This is a genomic window from Streptomyces sp. NBC_00287 (assembly GCF_036173105.1).
Taxonomy (GTDB): domain Bacteria; phylum Actinomycetota; class Actinomycetes; order Streptomycetales; family Streptomycetaceae; genus Streptomyces.
In genome coordinates this window covers 8,581,229-8,598,617 of record NZ_CP108053.1, presented here as the reverse complement: position 1 = coordinate 8,598,617, position 17,389 = coordinate 8,581,229, and the positions used below count along the sequence as shown (strand labels likewise).

13 protein-coding genes are annotated in these 17,389 nt (G+C 71.4%); 6 read left to right on the top strand and 7 right to left on the bottom strand.

What is annotated here, in order from left to right; translation table 11 throughout:
* Positions 1-381 precede the first annotated feature (381 nt).
* Positions 382-1,824 carry an MFS transporter gene (locus tag OHT76_RS39055; protein WP_328875602.1) on the bottom strand — a complete coding sequence of 481 codons (1,443 nt, stop codon included), beginning with the start codon at positions 1,822-1,824 and terminating at the stop codon, positions 382-384.
* A 145-nt stretch (positions 1,825-1,969) separates the two neighbouring features.
* Here OHT76_RS39055 and OHT76_RS39050 point away from each other — a divergent pair, with 145 nt between their 5' ends.
* Complete coding sequence (locus tag OHT76_RS39050) at positions 1,970-2,518, top strand: hypothetical protein (protein ID WP_328875601.1); 549 nt, start codon at positions 1,970-1,972, stop codon at positions 2,516-2,518.
* 273 nt (positions 2,519-2,791) lie between these two features.
* On the opposite strand, the gene OHT76_RS39045 is transcribed toward OHT76_RS39050, so the two are convergent.
* Positions 2,792-3,757 carry a pirin family protein gene (locus OHT76_RS39045; protein WP_328875600.1) on the bottom strand — a complete coding sequence of 322 codons (966 nt, stop codon included), beginning with the start codon at positions 3,755-3,757 and terminating at the stop codon, positions 2,792-2,794.
* Positions 3,758-3,869: 112 nt separating this feature from the next.
* On the opposite strand from OHT76_RS39045, the gene OHT76_RS39040 reads away from it, so the two are divergent.
* Positions 3,870-4,370 (top strand): MarR family winged helix-turn-helix transcriptional regulator, encoded by a 501-nt coding sequence (locus tag OHT76_RS39040; protein WP_328875599.1) that lies wholly within the window; start codon positions 3,870-3,872, stop codon positions 4,368-4,370.
* Positions 4,367-4,789, top strand: a complete 423-nt coding sequence (locus tag OHT76_RS39035) for a MarR family transcriptional regulator (RefSeq protein ID WP_328875598.1) — start codon at positions 4,367-4,369, stop codon at positions 4,787-4,789. The genes OHT76_RS39040 and OHT76_RS39035 overlap by 4 nt, the downstream gene beginning before the upstream one ends.
* Before the next feature lie 6 nt (positions 4,790-4,795).
* On the opposite strand, the gene OHT76_RS39030 is transcribed toward OHT76_RS39035, so the two are convergent.
* On the bottom strand, positions 4,796-6,187 hold the full coding sequence (locus OHT76_RS39030) for a PepSY-associated TM helix domain-containing protein (RefSeq protein ID WP_328875597.1): 1,392 nt from the start codon (positions 6,185-6,187) through the stop codon (positions 4,796-4,798).
* Between the two features lie 131 nt (positions 6,188-6,318).
* On the opposite strand from OHT76_RS39030, the gene OHT76_RS39025 reads away from it, so the two are divergent.
* Entirely contained in the window at positions 6,319-6,966 is a 648-nt protein-coding gene (locus tag OHT76_RS39025) for a peptide deformylase (RefSeq protein ID WP_328875596.1), read from the top strand.
* A gap of 12 nt (positions 6,967-6,978) precedes the next feature.
* Here the strand turns inward: OHT76_RS39025 and OHT76_RS39020 are convergent, their stop codons facing one another.
* Positions 6,979-8,331 carry a lipase/acyltransferase domain-containing protein gene (locus tag OHT76_RS39020; protein WP_328875595.1) on the bottom strand — a complete coding sequence of 451 codons (1,353 nt, stop codon included), beginning with the start codon at positions 8,329-8,331 and terminating at the stop codon, positions 6,979-6,981.
* Positions 8,332-8,439: 108 nt separating this feature from the next.
* Here OHT76_RS39020 and OHT76_RS39015 point away from each other — a divergent pair, with 108 nt between their 5' ends.
* The gene (locus OHT76_RS39015) at positions 8,440-12,762 is read left to right on the top strand and encodes a WD40 repeat domain-containing protein (protein ID WP_328875594.1); all 4,323 of its coding nucleotides are present in this window, start codon (positions 8,440-8,442) and stop codon (positions 12,760-12,762) included.
* Positions 12,763-12,768: 6 nt separating this feature from the next.
* Here the strand turns inward: OHT76_RS39015 and OHT76_RS39010 are convergent, their stop codons facing one another.
* Complete coding sequence (locus tag OHT76_RS39010) at positions 12,769-14,199, bottom strand: dihydrolipoyl dehydrogenase family protein (RefSeq protein WP_328875593.1); 1,431 nt, start codon at positions 14,197-14,199, stop codon at positions 12,769-12,771.
* Positions 14,200-14,339: 140 nt separating this feature from the next.
* On the opposite strand from OHT76_RS39010, the gene trxA reads away from it, so the two are divergent.
* Positions 14,340-14,726 (top strand): thioredoxin, encoded by a 387-nt coding sequence (gene trxA, locus OHT76_RS39005; RefSeq protein ID WP_315885380.1) that lies wholly within the window; start codon positions 14,340-14,342, stop codon positions 14,724-14,726.
* A 3-nt stretch (positions 14,727-14,729) separates the two neighbouring features.
* On the opposite strand, the gene OHT76_RS39000 is transcribed toward trxA, so the two are convergent.
* Together OHT76_RS39000 and OHT76_RS38995 are read right to left on the bottom strand one after the other, a co-directional pair.
* On the bottom strand, positions 14,730-16,166 hold the full coding sequence (locus OHT76_RS39000) for an aldehyde dehydrogenase family protein (RefSeq protein ID WP_328875592.1): 1,437 nt from the start codon (positions 16,164-16,166) through the stop codon (positions 14,730-14,732).
* Between the two features lie 29 nt (positions 16,167-16,195).
* On the bottom strand, positions 16,196-17,374 hold the full coding sequence (locus OHT76_RS38995; protein ID WP_328875591.1) for a 4-hydroxybenzoate 3-monooxygenase: 1,179 nt from the start codon (positions 17,372-17,374) through the stop codon (positions 16,196-16,198).
* Between the last annotated feature and the right edge of the window lie 15 nt (positions 17,375-17,389).

The following is a 17,389-nucleotide window of genomic DNA, read 5'->3' as shown; positions in this document are numbered from 1 at the left end:
CCACCATCCCGGAAACGTCGGGTTAACTCGCCAGGCAAATGGCCGGTTTGCTGCGGCGAGTGTGCACGCGCCTCCCCCTGACGCCTGCGCCGCCTCGTTTGAGCGCCACGTTCGGACGCGGCCCCCGCCGGCGTCCGGCGGGAGCCACTCGCCTCAGTGTGCGCGCCCTGGCTTTTCCTCAGCCGGCTCAGTCTTCGAGAGCTCGTCCACTACGCCGCCCGCTGGCTGTACTGGACCAGGTCTTCCAGCTGAGTGCCGAGCTCAGCTTGGCAGTGGGCGACGAGCCGGAGCAGCAGACCACCAGCAACAAGAAAGCCCTCGTCCGGTGAGCGAGGGGCCAGGTGCCGACTGGCTCCACCGGCCCACCGGGCGTTGACAGTGCTACCGGACGCCGACCCGCTCCTCCTGTGCCGTCGGAGCGGCGTCGGCCTGCGTGGCAGTCGCCTTGTCGCTTCGCATCACCAGCAGGGTGATCAGTCCACCGGCCGCGGCGATCGCGGCGGCCCAGATGAACGCCGCGCTGAAGCCGTCCGTCAGTGCGGGCAAGTTGCCCAACTGGCCGGCGCCCTGCGAGGTTGCCACCGCGGTCAGCGCCGCGAGACCGAGCGCCGAGCCCACCTGGTACGTGGTGTTGACGATGCCGGAAGCCAGGCCCGCCTGCTCCTGCGGCGCGGCGGACATGGCGGCCATCATCGCCGGGATGTAGGCGAGCGACATACCCAGAGCCGCAACCAGCGAGGCGGGCAGGACGTCGACCACGAAGGTTCCGGTGGGCTCGACGGCGGACAGCCACAGCAGTCCAGCCGCGAGGACAAGCAGGCCCCCGCCAATCAGCGGCTTGGCACCGAACCTGGCCATCAGCCTCGCCGTGATGGCCGTCATGAAGATCATCAACAGGCCGGTCATCGGCAGCAGCGCGGCACCGGACGCGAAGGCCCCATAGCCGAGCACCTGTTGGAGGTACAGGTTGAGGAAGTACCACATCGGGATCCACGCGGCACCGAGCAGGGTCATCGCCAGGTTGGCCGAGCCGAGCCGCAGGACACGCCAGATGCCGAGCGGCATCAGCGGCTCGCGCACCGTCTTCTGGATCACGAAGAAGAGCACGAGCAGGGCGGCGGCACCGACCAGTTGAAGCACCGTGCCACCCGAAACCCACCCGACTTCGGGCGCACGGACGATGGCAAAGACGGCGAGCGCCAGGCCGGCGGTGACCGCGGCTGCTCCGAGCACGTCGACGGCGCCGCGTCGGCTGCCGACGGCGGGCAGCAGCTTGGTGGCCGCGAGGGTGGCGACGCCGATCGGGACGTAGATGATGAAGATCCACGGCCAGCTGAGCCACTCGGTGAACACGCCACCGAGGAAGACACCGGCTGTACCGCCCGCGGGGGCGGCGGCGCCGTAGAGCGCCATGGCCTTGCCGAGCTCCTTCGGGTCGTGCGCGAAGAGCATCATCAGCAGGGTCATGGCCGAAGGCGCGATGAGCGCACCGCCAACGCCCTGCACAGCGCGGCCGATGACTTCCACCCAGGCCGTCTGCGCGGCGGCCGCGACGATCGAACCGGCGATCAGCACGACCCAACCGGTGCTGAAGATCTTGCGTGCGCCGAGTAGGTCGGAGAGACGGCCGCCGAGCAGTAGCAGCCCGCCGAAGGCGATGACGTAGGCGTTGAAGACCCATTGCAACTCGCCCTGCGAGAAGCCGAGGTCCTTCTGCATCTCGGGGAGCGCCACCCCGATTATGGACGTGTCCATGATCACCATGAACTGGGCAGCGGCGAGCACGACGAGCGCCCACCAGCGCCGGGGATTGACGGCTGACATGGCTCCACCTTTCTCTATATACCCCTGGGGGGTACCTGGCGGCCGCAAACGTAACATACCCCTAGGGGGTATACAGGTGAGGTGGAGCCGCCCGACTGCAGCCGGGGGCCCGTGCACTTTCTGGCTGAGGGCCCTGGTGGATGCAATGGATGATTCCGACCGCCGCCTGGCGGCCTGGGCTGACGGCGTCGTGGCACGCGTCGCCGCACAAGACGAGCTCGATAACGAGTTCCTCGCAGCCTTGGGAAGAAGTCCCAGCCTTCGCGAGGAGACACCGGCCCACATGGCGAAGGCCCTTTGGGCGGCGACGCCCGGTCTGGGGCCGGCCGGCTGCGCCGCGGCCGCGGGGGTGCCGCAGCGCCAGCTCTGGACCTGGCAGATCCAGGAACCCGCGTTCGCCGCAGCCATGGCGAGTGCGAGCACGCTCGCGCAGTCGCACGCGCTCGCCACCAACGGCACGCCTGCCCCGATGACGCCCATCGCATTGCGGGTACTACTCAAAGAGCTTCGCGCGGGCGCCCGCATCCAGCCGGCGGCTGCACTTCCAGGAGTCCCCATAGACGCCCTGAACAGGCTGCGCCGACATCACCCCCGAGTGAACGCACTCATCCTCGCGGCACGCGGCCGCGGCGAATCGACGTACGAACACAGCTATCGACTCGTCCGCGTCGATAACGCCTCGACGGGCAGGTAGCGGTGGGCGCTGTGACATGCAGTGGCTGCCCTCGCCCGCATGCTCCGGGCCTTTCGCCGCCGTGCACTTGTCTGGCCGCCACCGAATCTGCAAGACCGCCATGCACCACGGAGCTGCGTAAAGAGCAGCTCAACCCCACCTGGCAAGGCATCAGCAGAGTCTGCATTAGGTCAGCAAGAGATCTGCCAGCCTTCCATGAGCGACCGAGTGGCGAGAGGCAGCACCCGGCCACTTCCCACCCGTCAACCACAGGAGCTCAGGCATTCCTGCAGGTCAACGCACCCGCCCCCGGGGTTTCAACTGCCCCGCCGGCAACTCGGGGGCGGGCAGCGGAGCACCGTCGTACCCCTTCACCTCGCCGAAGCGGGTGCCGGACATCCAGTCCTGACGCGCCTGTTCGATCTCTTGCTGGGACCGTCCGATCCAGTTCCAGAACATGATCAGCTCCTCCTCGAACGGCTCGCCGCCCAGGAGCATCAGGCCCGCCTCCGACTCGGCGCGCAGCGGGAGTTCGGTGCGGCCGCAGCCGAGGTAGAGCATCGAACCGGGGAGGACAGGTACGCCGTCCACGTGGGCCTCGCCGGACATGGACAGCACGGCGTACTCGAAGTCCGGCTCCAGTGGCAGGCGTACGTCCGCGCCGCGGGCGAGCGCCAGGTCGGCGCCGACGAGGGGCGTGTACGTCGTTCCGGGTGAGCGGGCGCCGTCGAGGGCGCCGAGGATCAGCGTGGCGGTGAGGCCGGGCGCCGTGACGACGGGCAGCTCGGAGTGGTGCTCGAAGTGCGGCTCGGTGTGGCGGTCGCTGTCGGGCAGGGCGACCCAGAGCTGCGCGCCGTGCAGGAAGCGGGCGTGCGGCTTCGGGCTCTCCTCGGAGTGGCTGATCGCCCGACCCGAGGTCATCAGGCCCAGCTCACGCGGGCGGATCGTCTGCAGGCTGCCGGTGGAGTCCCGGTGCAGCACCTCGCCCTCGTGCAGCCAGCTCACCGTCTGCAGACCCATGTGCGGGTGCGGGGGCACCTGCATACCGGGCTCGTCGGCGATGTCGTCGGGACCGTAGTGATCGACGAAGCACCAGGCGCCCACCATGCGGCGGCCCAGGTTGGGCAGGAGTCGGCGCACTTCGGAGGACTCGCCGAGCTTGACCCGGCGCGGGCTGAGGAGTTCCCGTACGGGCTCCGCCACGACGAAGCCACGGCCGCCGCACACCGCGGGCACGGGCTCGCGATCAAGATTGCTCATGCCGCCCAAAGTAGCCCCGTCGGGGCCTTTCCGTCAGGCCAACTCCGGCGGACTTCACGCCCTCACCCCAAAATAGTAGCCATGTACATAGTAGCTATGTACTCTATTGGTCATGAGTACGGCATCCGAGGGCGCGACGCCCGGCTTCCTGGTCTGGCGTCTGTCGATGAAGTGGCGGGTCGCGGTCGACCGCGCGGTGGCCCCGCTGGGGCTGACGCACGCGCAGTACGCCCTGGTGGCGTCGCTGTACGGCATGTACCGCTCCGGACTGCGCCCCAGCCAGCGGCGCCTGGCCGACCACACCGGACTCGAACCGCTCTACGTCTCCAAGCTGGCCCGCGCCCTGGAGTCCGCCGGGCTCCTGGAGCGCACCCGTGACCCCAAGGACCCACGCGCTGTCCAACTGGCGCTCACCGAGCGGGGCCGCGAGGTGACGGGCCAGGCCATCAAGGTCGTCCAGGGTCTTCTCCAGCAACTGCTGGAGCCGCTCGGGGGGCTCGACAGCCGCCGGGCCCGGGAGTTCACCGCCGACCTGGCCACCCTGCTCGACGCACCGCTCGATCCGTTCAGCGAGAACACCGAGAACGCAGCGAACACTGAGGAGCAGTCATGACCACCACCACTCCCCTGCTCGACCCCCGTGTCATCGCCCTGGCCCATTACGCGGGCCGCGCGGTTCTGGAGAGCGTGCTGGCCCGCCACGGGGTGACGTTCCAGCAGTCCGTCACCCTCCGCCTCGTCGCCACGGCCGACGGACCGGTCGAGCGGGACCGGCTCGTCGACGGTGTCGTCGGCGCGCTGAAGATCGACACAGCGGAGGCCCACTCCGTGGTCGATGAGCTGATCGCGAAGGAGCTGCTGACCCCTCAGGTGGGGATCACGGACGCCGGACGCGACCTGTTCGGGACGACGTCGGCCGAGACGGCCCCCATCAGCGCCCGGATCTACGCCGACATCCCCAAGGAGGACCTCGCAGTCGCCGGACGGGTGCTGACGCTCATCACCGAGCGGGCGAACGCCGAGCTCAAGTAGTCACGCCTACTCGGTGCTCACCGTCCCCCGCCTGTGGGCGATCTCGCCGAGCACGATGTCGACGGCGAGGAAGGCCACCAGGGTGATCCCGAGCAGCGGGACGAAGTAGCCGATGACCGCGACCACGACCGCCAGCGGCACCAGGATCTGCGGCGGCACCTGCTGCCAGGCGCCGCGCGGGATCGGCCGACCGAATGCGGAGCCCCGTCCGCGCTGCCACCACATGCGGTAGCCCCAGACGATCAGCACGATCAGCGAGAGCGCGAGCAGCATCAGGGCGATCTGGCTGACCAGACCGAACAGCACGCCGGTGTGCAGATCGATGCCCCAGCGGGTCAGCTTGGCGAGCACCGGGTAGTCGGCGAACCGCAGTTCGTCGGTGACCTGGCCGGTAGCGGGGTCGACGGCGACGGAGTCCTGCTTCGTCGGCCAGCTGCGCTGGACCTGCTTCACCACGTACGCCGACTCCGCGTCCGCGGGCGGCACGATCTCGACCGGGTCGCCGAGCCCCTTGGCGCGGGCCGCCGCGAGCACCTTGTCGAGGCCGACGCCGTGCGCCGCGTCCCCGGCGGCGGCAGAGGAGCCGTGACCGGAGTGCTCGCCGCCCGCGCTCGCCGAGATCGACGGGGTCGCCCCGCCGAGCGAGGTGCGCAGTTCGTCGATGTTGGCGCCGGAGTACTGCGACCAGGTCAGACCGGTCGCCGACAGGAAGAGGAACCCGGCGGCGGCCCAGGCGCCGACCGTGCCGTGCAGGCCCAAGGTGCGGCGGCGCCCGTTGGTGCCGCGCACCTTGCGCAGGGCCCGCCGACGCGAGAACCACAGCACCAGACCGCCGAGGGCGATCACCCACAACCAGCTGGCGGCGAGTTCGCTGTACAGCCGGCCGCTCTCACCGAGGCGCAGATCGCGGTGGAACTCGTCGATCCACGTGCGCAGCGGAAGGGCGCCGGTGGAGCCGTACTGTTCGAGAGAGCCGCGCACCTCGGCGGTGTACGGGTCGACGAAGACGGCGAGGGAGTGGGTCTCGTCGACGCCCTTGACCCCGGACAGCAGCACCCTGGTGGTCGCGTCGTCCTCGGGCGAGGGCCGTACGGCCGTGACCGCGCCCTCGGGGTGGGCCTTGCGGGCGGCGGCGACCTGCTCGGAGATCGGCAGCTTCTCGTCGCCGACGGGGACGGTCAGCTCGTGCGCGTACACGATCTTCTCGGCCTGGAACGAGGCGGCGTACAGAAAGCCGGTCGCGGCGGCGACGAGCAGGAACGGGGCGACGAGCACTCCGGCGTAGAAGTGCAGCCGCAGGATCAGCGGGCGCAGGGGCGCCCAGGTGCGGCGGGCCGGCGCTGGGGCGGCGTCGGGCTGTTGGGCCTCGTCCTTGGTGGTCGAGGGAGCGGTGGACATCGGCGGGCCTCTCCGGGCTGGGGACGCTGGTTCTGCTGTAGCGGTCCAGTAGTCGGACCGAGGCGCCCTGGAGTTCCCGGCATTTGAAGTGACCTGCGTCACAGGCGGCGGGCTCATGGCATCCTGACGCGATGGCATCCCCGAGTGATCACGCGCCACTGGCCGAACTGGTCGAACAACTCCTCGCCACGGACGGCCCGTTGCCGATCGTCGCCGCAGGCGAGCCGGTACTGCGACGCGAATCCGAGCGCTACGACGGCCAGTTGCCCCCAGCCCTGCTCTCCCGCTTCATCGAGGCCCTGCGCCTCACCATGCACACGGCCCCGGGCGTGGGCCTGGCGGCACCGCAGGTGGGCGTCCCGCTGCGGATCGCCGTGCTCGAGGACCCGGCACCGGTGACGGAGGAAGTACGCCGGGCCCGTGGCCGGGTCCCCCAACCGTTCCGGGTGCTGGTGAACCCGTCGTACAAACCCGTCGGACCCGCCCGAGCCACCTTCTTCGAGGGCTGCCTGAGCGTGCCGGGCTGGCAGGCGGTGGTGACCCGACCCGCCGAGGTACGCCTGACGGGCGAGGACGAGCAAGGCCGTGCGATCGACGAGGTGTTCACCGGCTGGCCCGCCCGCATCGTGCAGCACGAGACGGACCACTTGAACGGGATGCTCTATCTCGACCGGGCAGAGCTGCGCTCGCTGTCGTCGAACCAGGCGATGGCCGAGCGCTGGACACAGGCGACCCCGCAGGAGGCGGCGGCGGCGCTCGGGTTCGACCTTCCCCGCTGAACCCGGTACGGCCTACTCCCCCACCAGCACGATGCCGCTCACCTCATGCACCCTTCCGGGGTTCACCGGGTCCCCTACCGTGACGCGCCAGGCGCCCGGGCCGGGGAGGGTGAGCCGGGTGCTGTAGATGCCCTCGCCGCGGTTACGCAGGGATCGGCTTGCGCCCACGTGGCCCGTCTCGACGTCCACGGCGGTGGCGGACAAGGTCAGCCGGTCGTCGTCGGCCACGACTTCCACGGGGCAGTCACCGCCGTCGGCGACCTCGGGCAGGTCGACGCCCAGCTCCTGTCCGCCGTCGAGGAACTGCCGCGGATCACGGGCGGTCAGCAGGGCTTCCAGCTGGTTGAGCAAAGTCCGCTCGTTCTGGAGCGCTCCGTGCTTCTGGGCGAAGAAGCGCACGGTCGAGTCGTCCGTCAACTGAGCCGGAAAACAGGAGAACCGGGGCACCGTGCCGTCCCCGAGGTGATCCGTGCCGTCGAGATCCCGGCGGCTGCCGAGGCCGTCGGCCGCGAGTAGGGCGGACTGGCGGGTGGGCTGTCGGCAGCCGCCGAAGACGTGCAAGGCGTATCCGTCGCCGTCGGCGCGGTCCAGTTCCTCGTGGAAGCCAAGGGCGTCGGCCGCCGGCCCCGCGTCCACACCCGGCACCCGGGTACGGCCCAGATCCGACCGGGCACCGCCCCCGTCGACGACACAGCGCCACGTCGGCAGGAGTTGGTACAGCGAGGGCATCGACCGGGCCAGCTGGGTGAACGGCTCGGACATACGCCCCAGGCGCGGCGCCACCCCCGCGTGCAGCGAGACGAGGGCGTTGACCGATCCCCGATAGGGCGTCCCGATCGTGACCAGGCTCCGGGCGTACGCGCTTCCGCCCAGGACGTCCAGGTAGTAGCGGGCCACGAGTCCTCCCATGGAGTGGGCCACGAACACGACCCTCGCCTCCGGGTTACCGCTCCGCAGGCGCCAGGCGGCGAGCGCCGGTTCCACCCGGGCGGCCAGCCGACGGGCCGTCAGCCGCACCGAGAGCCGCCAGTCGTACGGGAACGGCAGGAGGTTGCCGGACCGCGCGGACAGGCCCAACCGCCGTTCCAGGAACGTCAGCAGAGTCTCGTAGCCGTCGATCGCCGAGACCCCGGGCAGGATGTGCAGGCCCTTGATCAGACCCACCGCCTCGACGCCGTCGCCCGGGTCGGCATCTCCGACGTCCGGCGGCAGCGCGAGCCGCCGTACCCCGTCGAGACCTCCGAGCGCGTGCCGTCCGGCGACGGCGAGGGTGTGGTTCCACACCTCGTGTCCGTCACGCGCCAGGACGCTGCCCATGATGCCAGGCAGCACGACGACCAGATCCGTCACGGGAGTGCCGCGCACGAGTCCCCCCTGTTGTTCAATTCGCCGTATTATGCGCCTGGTTGACGGTCGGCCTCATGCTACGGCCGCCTACAACAACGGGGAGCACACCACAGTGCGGTGGCGCGAATGACGGATGACGGTCGCTTCGTCCTGGTCGGGGTCGGCGACTACCAGGACGCGAGCTGGCCGCGGCTGCGCCACGTTCCGGCCAGCGTGGACCGGTTGTACAAGCTGTTCCGTTCCCTGGGGCTCGGCCACGACCTGCCGGAGCTGGCCGCGGGCGGCGACTGGGCCTGGATCACGGAGCGGCTGCGGGCCTGGCAGGGCGACGGCTCACGGCTGGTGCTGTACTGGACCGGCCACGGCTGTGTCGACGCGGGCGAACACTTCCTGATCGCGTCCGACTCCCCCGGCACCCGCCTGGACGACCTGCGCGCGATCACCGCCAGGAATCTCGCCCGCTTCCTCGCCCACCGGGAGTTCAGCGAGGTCCTGGTCCTCCTCGACTGCTGTGCGAGCGGGGTCGCGGCCTCCCGTGTCGCCACCCAGATCTGCCAGGTCCTGAACCACACCAGCACCGCGGGGCCGGAGCGGCGGTACGCGGTGATCGCCTCGACCCGCGGCTATGACAGCGCGGAGGAGGGCGTGTTCGCCGAGGCCCTGGAGCAGGTCGTACGGCATGGCCCCGAGGACCGCCGGTGGACGGAGCACGACGAGACGATCCGCTCCGACGAACTGGCCGACGTGATGGGCCGGATCATGGCGGACCGCGACGGCGCAACCGCCTACGTCGCGCTCGGCGCGCCCGTTCCCGCGCTGCGCAATCCCCTGCATCCCTCGGCCACCGTGCCGGACGAGGACGTGGAGACCAAGCGGCTGCGCCGGCTGCGGGCGGCGGAGGTGGACCAGCATCTGGTGCTCTCCGCCCGTGGGATCGAGGTCGGCGAGACCGGCTGGTACTTCTGCGGTCGCCAGCGGCTGATGCGGCGCCTCATCGGGTGGCTGGCGGAGGCGGATCGCGGGCTGTTCGTGGTCACCGGGTCGCCGGGCACGGGGAAGTCCGCCCTGCTCGGCCGGATCGCCACCCTCTCGGTGCCCGGTCTGCGGGCCGTGGCGGAGGCGGAGGGGGCGTTGAACGACACGCCCAACTCCGAGCTGCCGCCGCTGGGTTCGGTCGATCTCGCCCTGTCCTGCCGGAACAAGACGCTGGACGACTGTCTGCGCGCGGTCGCCGTCGCCCTCGGCCTGCCCGGCGGAACCGGCTGGCTCCGCGCGGCAGAGGTAGTGCGGCAGGTCGGGGAACTGGGCCGTCGGGTCACCGTCGTGATCGACGGTCTGGACGAGGCCAAACCCGCCGAGGCCGTGCCCATCGCCGCCGATCTGCTGCGCCCGCTCGCCGAGTTGCCCGGGGTACGGGTCCTGGTCGGGACGCGCCCGCACCGGGCCGGAGGCACCTCGGTGAGCCCCGACGCGGGCCCGCTGCTCCAAGCCCTGGCCGCCGACGAGACGGCCGTACTCGACGAGGAGCCGGAGACCGAGGCCGACCTCACCGCGTACGCGCTGCGCCGCCTGCTCGGTGCCGAGCACTCGCCGCTGCGGGGCCGGGAGACGCTCGCCCGCCGGTGGGCCGAGCGGGTCGCCGACGCGAGCGGCGGGATCTTCCTGTATGCCCGGATCGCCACCCGTGCCGTCCTGGACGAATTCGCCCGCTCCGGTGTCATGGGCCGGGACCTCCAGCTGGAGCGGCTGCTGTCCAGCGGTCTTCCCGCCGTACTGGACGAGGAGTTCGGCCGCTCCCCCGACCCCGAGCGCCTGCGCGATCTGCTGCGGCCGCTGGCCTGGGCCGAGGGGGCGGGGCTGCCGCGCCGCGACCTGTGGCCGGTGCTGGCAGGCGCGCTCTCCGCCGACGGGCGCCGTTACCGCGACGAGGATGTGGCCTGGGTGCTGGAGCACGCCGGATTCCACGTCGTCGAGTCGGGCGAGTCCGGCCAGACCGTGTACCGGCTCTACCACCAGGCGCTCATCGACCACTTCCGCGACACCTCGCCGCAGGACGCGCACGCCCGGATCACCCGCGCCCTGCGCGCCACCCTCCCCGGCCGCGGCCCGGCCGCCTGGGAGACCGCCCACCCGTACTTACGGCGCCATCTCGCGGCGCACGCGCTGGCGGCGGGTCTGCTGCCCGAGATGATGCGTGACCTCGGCTTCCTCACCTGCGCCGACCCCGCTCGTACGGCCGCCGCGGTGCGCTCCCTGCCCGATCGGTTCGCCCTGCCGGTGGCCCGTCTGTACCTCCGCACCGCGCACCGGTTGCCGCCGCTCACCCCTCATGAGCGACTGCGCACGCTACAAATGACCGCCACCTTCGAGGAACCCTCCCTGTCCGCGCTGTTCCGGGGCCATGCCGTCGTACCCGCGACACTGGAGGCAGCTTCCGCCCCTTCGGACGACTTCAGCGTCGTACTGCGCGGGCACGCGGGTCCGGTGGTGGCCCTGGAGGCCGTGGACACCGGTGACGGACGGGAGTTGCTGGCCTCGGCCGGTGGGGATGCGACGGTACGGCTGTGGGAGCCCGACACCGGTGAGACGCGGATGGTGCTGACCGGCCCCGACACGACGGTTACGGCGCTGACACGGCTCACCGACGCCGAGGGCCACCGGCTGCTGGTCGCCGCCGCCGGACGTGACCTGTACGTGTGGGACCTCGGCACCGGCGCCCAGGTCCGCGTGCTGCGCGGGCACACGGACACGGTGCTGAGCCTGACCGCGGTCCATGACGCGACGTCACCTCTGCTCGTCTCCGCGGGTGAGGACCGCACGCTGCGGCTCTGGCGTCCGCACGACTGGAGCGTGACGGTGCTGACGGGCCACCTGAGTCCGGTGACCGCGGTGACCTCGGGACGGCTGCCCGACGGGCGGCACGTCCTGCTGTCCACGGGTGCGGACTGCACCGTACGCCGCTGGCACGTGGACGGTCCCGAGGCGGCCGGAGTAATGCACGGGCACACCGGAACGGTCTACGCCCTCGCCTGTCTCGAGCCGGCGGACGACCAGACCCTCGCCGTGTCGGGCGGGGACGACGGGACTGTACGGGTCTGGGACGTGGGGCGGTCGGCTCTCGTGCGGGTAATTCCCGGGAGGGTACGGGGAGTTCGCTCGCTGGCGCCTTTCCGGGCGGTCGGCCGCACCTTCGTCGCGGCTGCCGGAACGGGCTCCCGCATCACCGTCGTCGAGCCGTCGACCGGTTCCCTGAAGCACTCGCTCAAGAACCGCGTCGCCGCCACGGCCGACCAGTTCGTTTCCCGAGGGGTCACAAGCCGTCAAGTCGTCGCCTCGTCCCTGCCCAGAGACACGCAGCCGCTCGCGGAGGGCGGGTCGTACGCGCTCGCCCCGCTCGCGACGGGCAGCCGTGCCGGGCTGTTCGCCTCGGCGGGCTGGGACGGGACCGTACGGCTGTGGGACGCGCAACTCGGTGGACGTCCCGACCAGCCCGACTACGACGGCCTGCGCGCGCGTTGTATCGCGGCGCTGCCGCATCCCGCGGACGGGGTGCCCTGGGCGCTGGCCGTGGCGGGGCGCGACGGTGGTGTGTGGCTGACCGACGCGCGGGGAGAGAGGCGGACCGAGCTGTGGCCCGCACACCGCAAAGTCCGGATGCTTACCGCGGTGACGCCGCCGGACGGGCATCCGATCGTGGCCCTGGTCGAGGAGGAGCACAAACAGGTCCGTTTCGTCGACGTGGGGACGGGACGGGAGTTCGGGGCGCCCGAGGGGCTGATCCCGCCCGTGCTGTCCGTGGACCGTGTGAGTTCCCTGCACGTCTACAGTGCTGCCGGCCGGGTCGCGGCTCTGGTGGTGCATTACGAGGTCGCCGGGCCTCGTAGCGTGGTGTGGCTGCCGGGCAGCAGGCCGCGGGTCAGGAGGCACGACGACTCGGCGCGCATCGCCGTGCCGTTCGAGGGGCAGACGGTCGTGATGAACAGCGAAGGGCTGATCGAGGTGCACGGCGACTCCGTCGACGACGTCCGCGTCGTGGCCCAAAGCCGCCGGAAGCGCAGCCCATTGCCACCGGTGACCGTGCGCACGCCGACCGGTGACGGGCAGTTCGCGTTCCTCGTCCGCACCAAGCAGCAGGACGCAATCAAGATCATGGATCTGGGACCCGTCGGCGTCACCACGGACCCGCGTTCCCTGCGTCATTCCGGCGTCCCGATCACGCACTGGACCCGGCTGGAGCGCCCCGACCAGGACCTGATCGTGGCCGCTTGCGAAGACGACACCCTCCGCGTCTGGAACCCCACGCGCCCCGACCGCGAACCCCTGACCGTCCCGCTGCCGGGCGCGGCCACCGATGTCTCCGCGGTCGCGCCCGACCTCGTGTACGTCCTCGTCGACGAGCACTGGCTGGCCTTGCGGTTGAGGGCCCTCGGGCCCCTGCTCTCCGCCTGAGACGGGTCAGCCCCGGTACGTCTCCAGCAACCTGAGCCACACCTCACTGACCGTCGGATACGACGGAACCGCGTGCCACAGCCTGCTGATCGGGACCTCCCCCGCGACCGCGATCGTCGCCGAGTGGATGAGTTCGCCGACGCCGGGGCCGACGAAGGTGGCGCCGAGGAGGATTTCGCGTTCCAGGTCGACGATCATGCGGGCGCGGCCTCGGTAGCCGTCGCCGTAGAGGGAGGCGCCGGAGACGTTGGCCATGTCGTAGTCCACCGCGCGGACTCGGTGGCCCGCCTGTTCGGCCTCCGCCAGGGACAGGCCCACCGCCGCTGCCTCGGGGTCGGTGAAGACGACCTGGGGGACGGCGGCGTGGTCGGCGGTGGCGGCGTGGGCGCCCCACGGGTCCGACTCCAGCAGCGGCACGCCCGAGGCGCGGGCGGCGATCGCGGCGCCCGCGATGCGGGCCTGGTACTTGCCCTGGTGGGTGAGGAGGGCGCGGTGGTTGACGTCGCCGACGGCGTAGAGCCAGGTGCTGCCGGTGACGCGCAGGCTGTCGTCGACCGGGAGCCAGGAGCCGGGGTCCAGGCCGATCGTCTCCAGGCCGATGTCGTCGGTGTGCGGGGCGCGGCCGGTGGCGAAGAGGATCTCGTCGGCCTCGATCCGGTCACCGGTGTTGGTGGTGACGACGACCGTGGCGTTCTCGCGGGTCACCGACTCCACCGAGGTGCCGGTGCGGACGTCGGCGCCCGCCTCGGTGAGCGCCTCGGCGACCAGTTCGCCGGCGAAGGGTTCCATCCGGGACAGCAGGCCCTTGCCCCGGACCAGCAGCGTGACCTGCGAGCCGAGGGCCTGCCAGGCGCAGGCCATCTCCGTGGCGACCACTCCGCCGCCCACCACGACCAGGCGTCCGGGCGCCTCCTTGGCGCTGGTGGCCTCCCGGCTGGTCCAGGGCTTCACGTGGTCGAGGCCGGGCAGGTCGGGCAGGACGGCGCGGGTGCCGGTGCAGACGGCGACGGCGTGCCGGGCGGTCAGGACGTGCTCGGCGCCGTCGGGGCCGGTCACGGTGACCGTGCGGGCGCCGGTGAGGCGGCCGTGGCCGCGGTAGATGTCGGCGCCGATGCCCTCCAGCCAGCCGACCTGTCCGTCGTCCTTCCAGTGGGAGGTGAATTCGTCCCGGCGGGCGAGCACCTTCGCCGTGTCGAGCGGGCCCTGTACCGAGGCGCTCAGGCCGGGCAGGCGGCGGGCGTCCGCCTGGGCGATGACCGGGCGCAGCAAGGCCTTGCTGGGCATACAGGCCCAGTACGAGCACTCGCCGCCGATCAGTTCGCTCTCCACGACCGCGGTGGACAGACCGGCCGCGCGGGTGCGGTCGGCCACGTTCTCCCCCACGGGTCCGGCTCCGAGCACCACGACGTCGTAAGCGATGGATTCCGATTCCGTCATGGGGTCAGTCTGGTGGGTGGTGTGCGCCGTGGCCACACGGGTACGTGCGCCGATGCGTGACTGTCCGCGCACGGAATACCTGCCCGTCCGGCCGTGTTGTGCCGACGGCTTCGCCCCGACACAGGAAGAGGGAACACGCCATGAGCAGCACCGTGGAGCTCACCAAGGAGAACTTCGACCAGACGGTCACGGACAACGAGTTCGTCCTGATCGACTTCTGGGCGGCCTGGTGCGGCCCCTGCCGGCAGTTCGCCCCGGTCTACGAGAAGGCGGCGGAGGAGAACCCCGACCTCGTGTTCGGCAAGGTGGACACCGAGGCGCAGCCGGAGCTGGCCGCGGCCTTCGGTATCCAGTCCATCCCGACGCTGATGATCGTCCGTGACCAGGTCGCCGTGTTCGCGCAGCCGGGCGCCCTGCCCGAGGCCGCCCTCACGGACGTCATCGGGCAGGCCCGCAAGCTCGACATGGACGAGGTCCGCAAGGCCGTGGCCGAGCAGCAGGCCCAGGCCGAGGCGAACGGCCAGTAACCCCTAGAAGGGGTACGGCGCCACGTCCCCGCGCACCGTCGTCCAGCGCACGTCGGTGAAGGCCTCCAGATTGGCCTCGCCGCCGAACCGGGCGCCGGTGCCGGAGGCCGCCGTACCGCCGAAGGGCGCGACTGCCTCGTCGTTCACGGTCTGGTCGTTGATGTGCACGATGCCGGTGGGGATGCGCTCGGCGAGGTCGAGGCCGCGGGCGGCGTCGCGGGTGACGATGCCCAGGGAGAGTCCGTAGGGCCCGTCGGCCGCGAGGGCGGCGGCCTCGTCGGCGGTGGTGAAGGACCGTACGGGCGCGACCGGGCCGAAGACCTCCTCCGCGTAGGCGGGGGTGTCGTCGGCGACGTCGGCGAGGACCGTGGGCCGGTAGAACAGCAGCTCGTGGGTGCCGCCCGCGGCCAGCTTGGCGCCGCGCGCGGCGCTGGCCTCGACCAGGCCGTGCACCTTGGCGAGCTGGGTGCCGTCGATGAGCGGACCGAGGTGGACCTGGTCGCGGTGCGGGTCGCCGACGGCGAGCGAGTCGGCCTTGGCGGCCAGCCGCTCGACGTACTCCGCGTACAGCGAGCGGTGGACGAGGTGGCGGCCGGTCGTCATGCAGATCTGGCCCTGGTGGAAGAAGGAGCCCCAGGCGGCGGTGGAGATCACCGCGTCGATGTCTGCGTCCTCCATGACGATCAGGGCGGAGTTGCCGCCCAGCTCCAGGTGTGCGCGCTTGAGATGGCGTCCGGCGGACTCGCCGACGGCGCGGCCGGCCGCGGTGGAGCCGGTGAAGGAGATCACCGGCACCCTCGGGTCGGCGACCAGGGCCGCTCCGGTCTCCGCGCCGCCGGGCAGGATGTGCAGCAGGCCCTCGGGCAGGCCCGCCTCGGCGAAGACCGCGGCGAGGGCCAGGCCGCCGCAGACCGCGGTGCGCGGGTCGGGCTTGAGGACGACCGCGTTGCCGAGGGCGAGGGCGGGGGCCACGGAGCGGATGGAGAGGATCAGCGGGGCGTTGAAGGGGGCGATCACGCCGACCACCCCGACCGGGACCCGGCGGGTGTAGGAAAGGCGGGGCGCCTCGGTGGGCAGGACCTGTCCGGCGGGGCGGGAGGCGAGGGCGGCGGCCTCGTAGCACTCCTGGGCGGCGACGTGCAGTTCGAAGTCGGCCTTGCCCGGGATGGAGCCCGACTCGCGCACCAGCCATTCGCGCAGCTCGTCGGCGTGCGCGGTGAACAGGTCCCCGGCCTTGCGCAGGACCCCGGCGCGCACGAAGTGCGGCAGCCGCGCCCATTCGGCCTGTGCCGCGCGGGCGGCCTCGGCGGCCGGTGCGACGTCCTCGGCGGCGGCGAGGGTGACCGTGCCGAGCGCGTCGCCGGTGGCGGGCTCGGTGACGGTGTGCTCGGGGCCCGCGAGGGGGCGGGGCTGCCAGGACTTGGGGTCGAGCAACGACATGACGGCTCTCCGTTCGGTCACCGCGGGACTCACTCGGGGAGCGGAAGTCCCGTGTAGTTCGCCGCCAGTTCGGCGGCCGCGTGGCGGGATGCGGTGATCCGGCGCAGACGTGCGAGCTGCATCCGCTGATCGAACGCATCCCCGTCTGGTTGAGCGTGCAACATCTTAGTCATGTCGTAGGAGAAACGCGTGGCCTGCCACACGCGTGCGAGACACACTTCCGAGTATCTGTCGATCAGTTGTGTCTCGCCTGTGGAACGCCATGCGGCGAGCGCACGGCTTAAGAAGCGGACGTCGGACACGGCGAGGTTGAGGCCCTTGGCGCCGGTCGGCGGGACGATGTGGGCGGCGTCCCCGGCGAGCAGGAGCCGGCCGTGGCGCATCGGCTCATGGACGTAACTGCGCATCGGCGTCACGGACTTGGCGGTGATGGGCCCGCGCTCCAGGGTCCAGTCGGCGTCGATGGCGAAGCGGGCGGTGAGTTCGTCCCAGATCCGGTCGTCGGGCCAGTCCTCCGGAACGGTGCCGACCGGGACTTGGAGATACAGCCGGGACACGAAGGGCGAGCGCATGCTGTGCAGGGCGAAGCCGCGCTCACCGCGGGCGTAGACCAACTCCTCGCAGGACGGCGGCACTTCGGCGAGGATCCCGAGCCAGGCATACGGGTGGTCGTGGGCGTACACCCTGCCGACCGCCGCCGGAACCGCCTCGCGCGCCACGCCGTGGAAACCGTCGCAGCCCACGACCCAGTCGCAGGTCAGCGTCGCCTCCCGGCCCTGGTGCAGGTACCGCACGACCGGCCGCTCGCCCTCCACGCCCTCGACGGCCAGGGCCTGGGCCTCGAACAACAGCGGTGGCCCGTCGGCCAGTTGGAGGGCGATGAGATCCCGCACGATCTCGGTCTGGGCGTAGATGGTTACGGTACGGCCGCCGGTGAGGGCCGGGAAGTCGATGTGATGCCGTTCCCCCTCGAAGCGCAACTCGATGCCGTTGTGGACCATGCCCTCGGCCCGCAGACGGTCGGCGGCACCGGCCTCCCGCAGCGTGTCGACGGTGCCCTGCTCCAGCATGCCCGCGCGCTGACGGTGCTCGACGTACTGGCGGGTGTAGCTCTCCAGGACGACGCAGTCGACCCCGGCGCGGTGCAGCAGACGGGCGAGGAGGAGCCCGGCGGGGCCGCCACCGATGATGCCGACGGTCGTACGCATGGAGTGCCTCCCGTA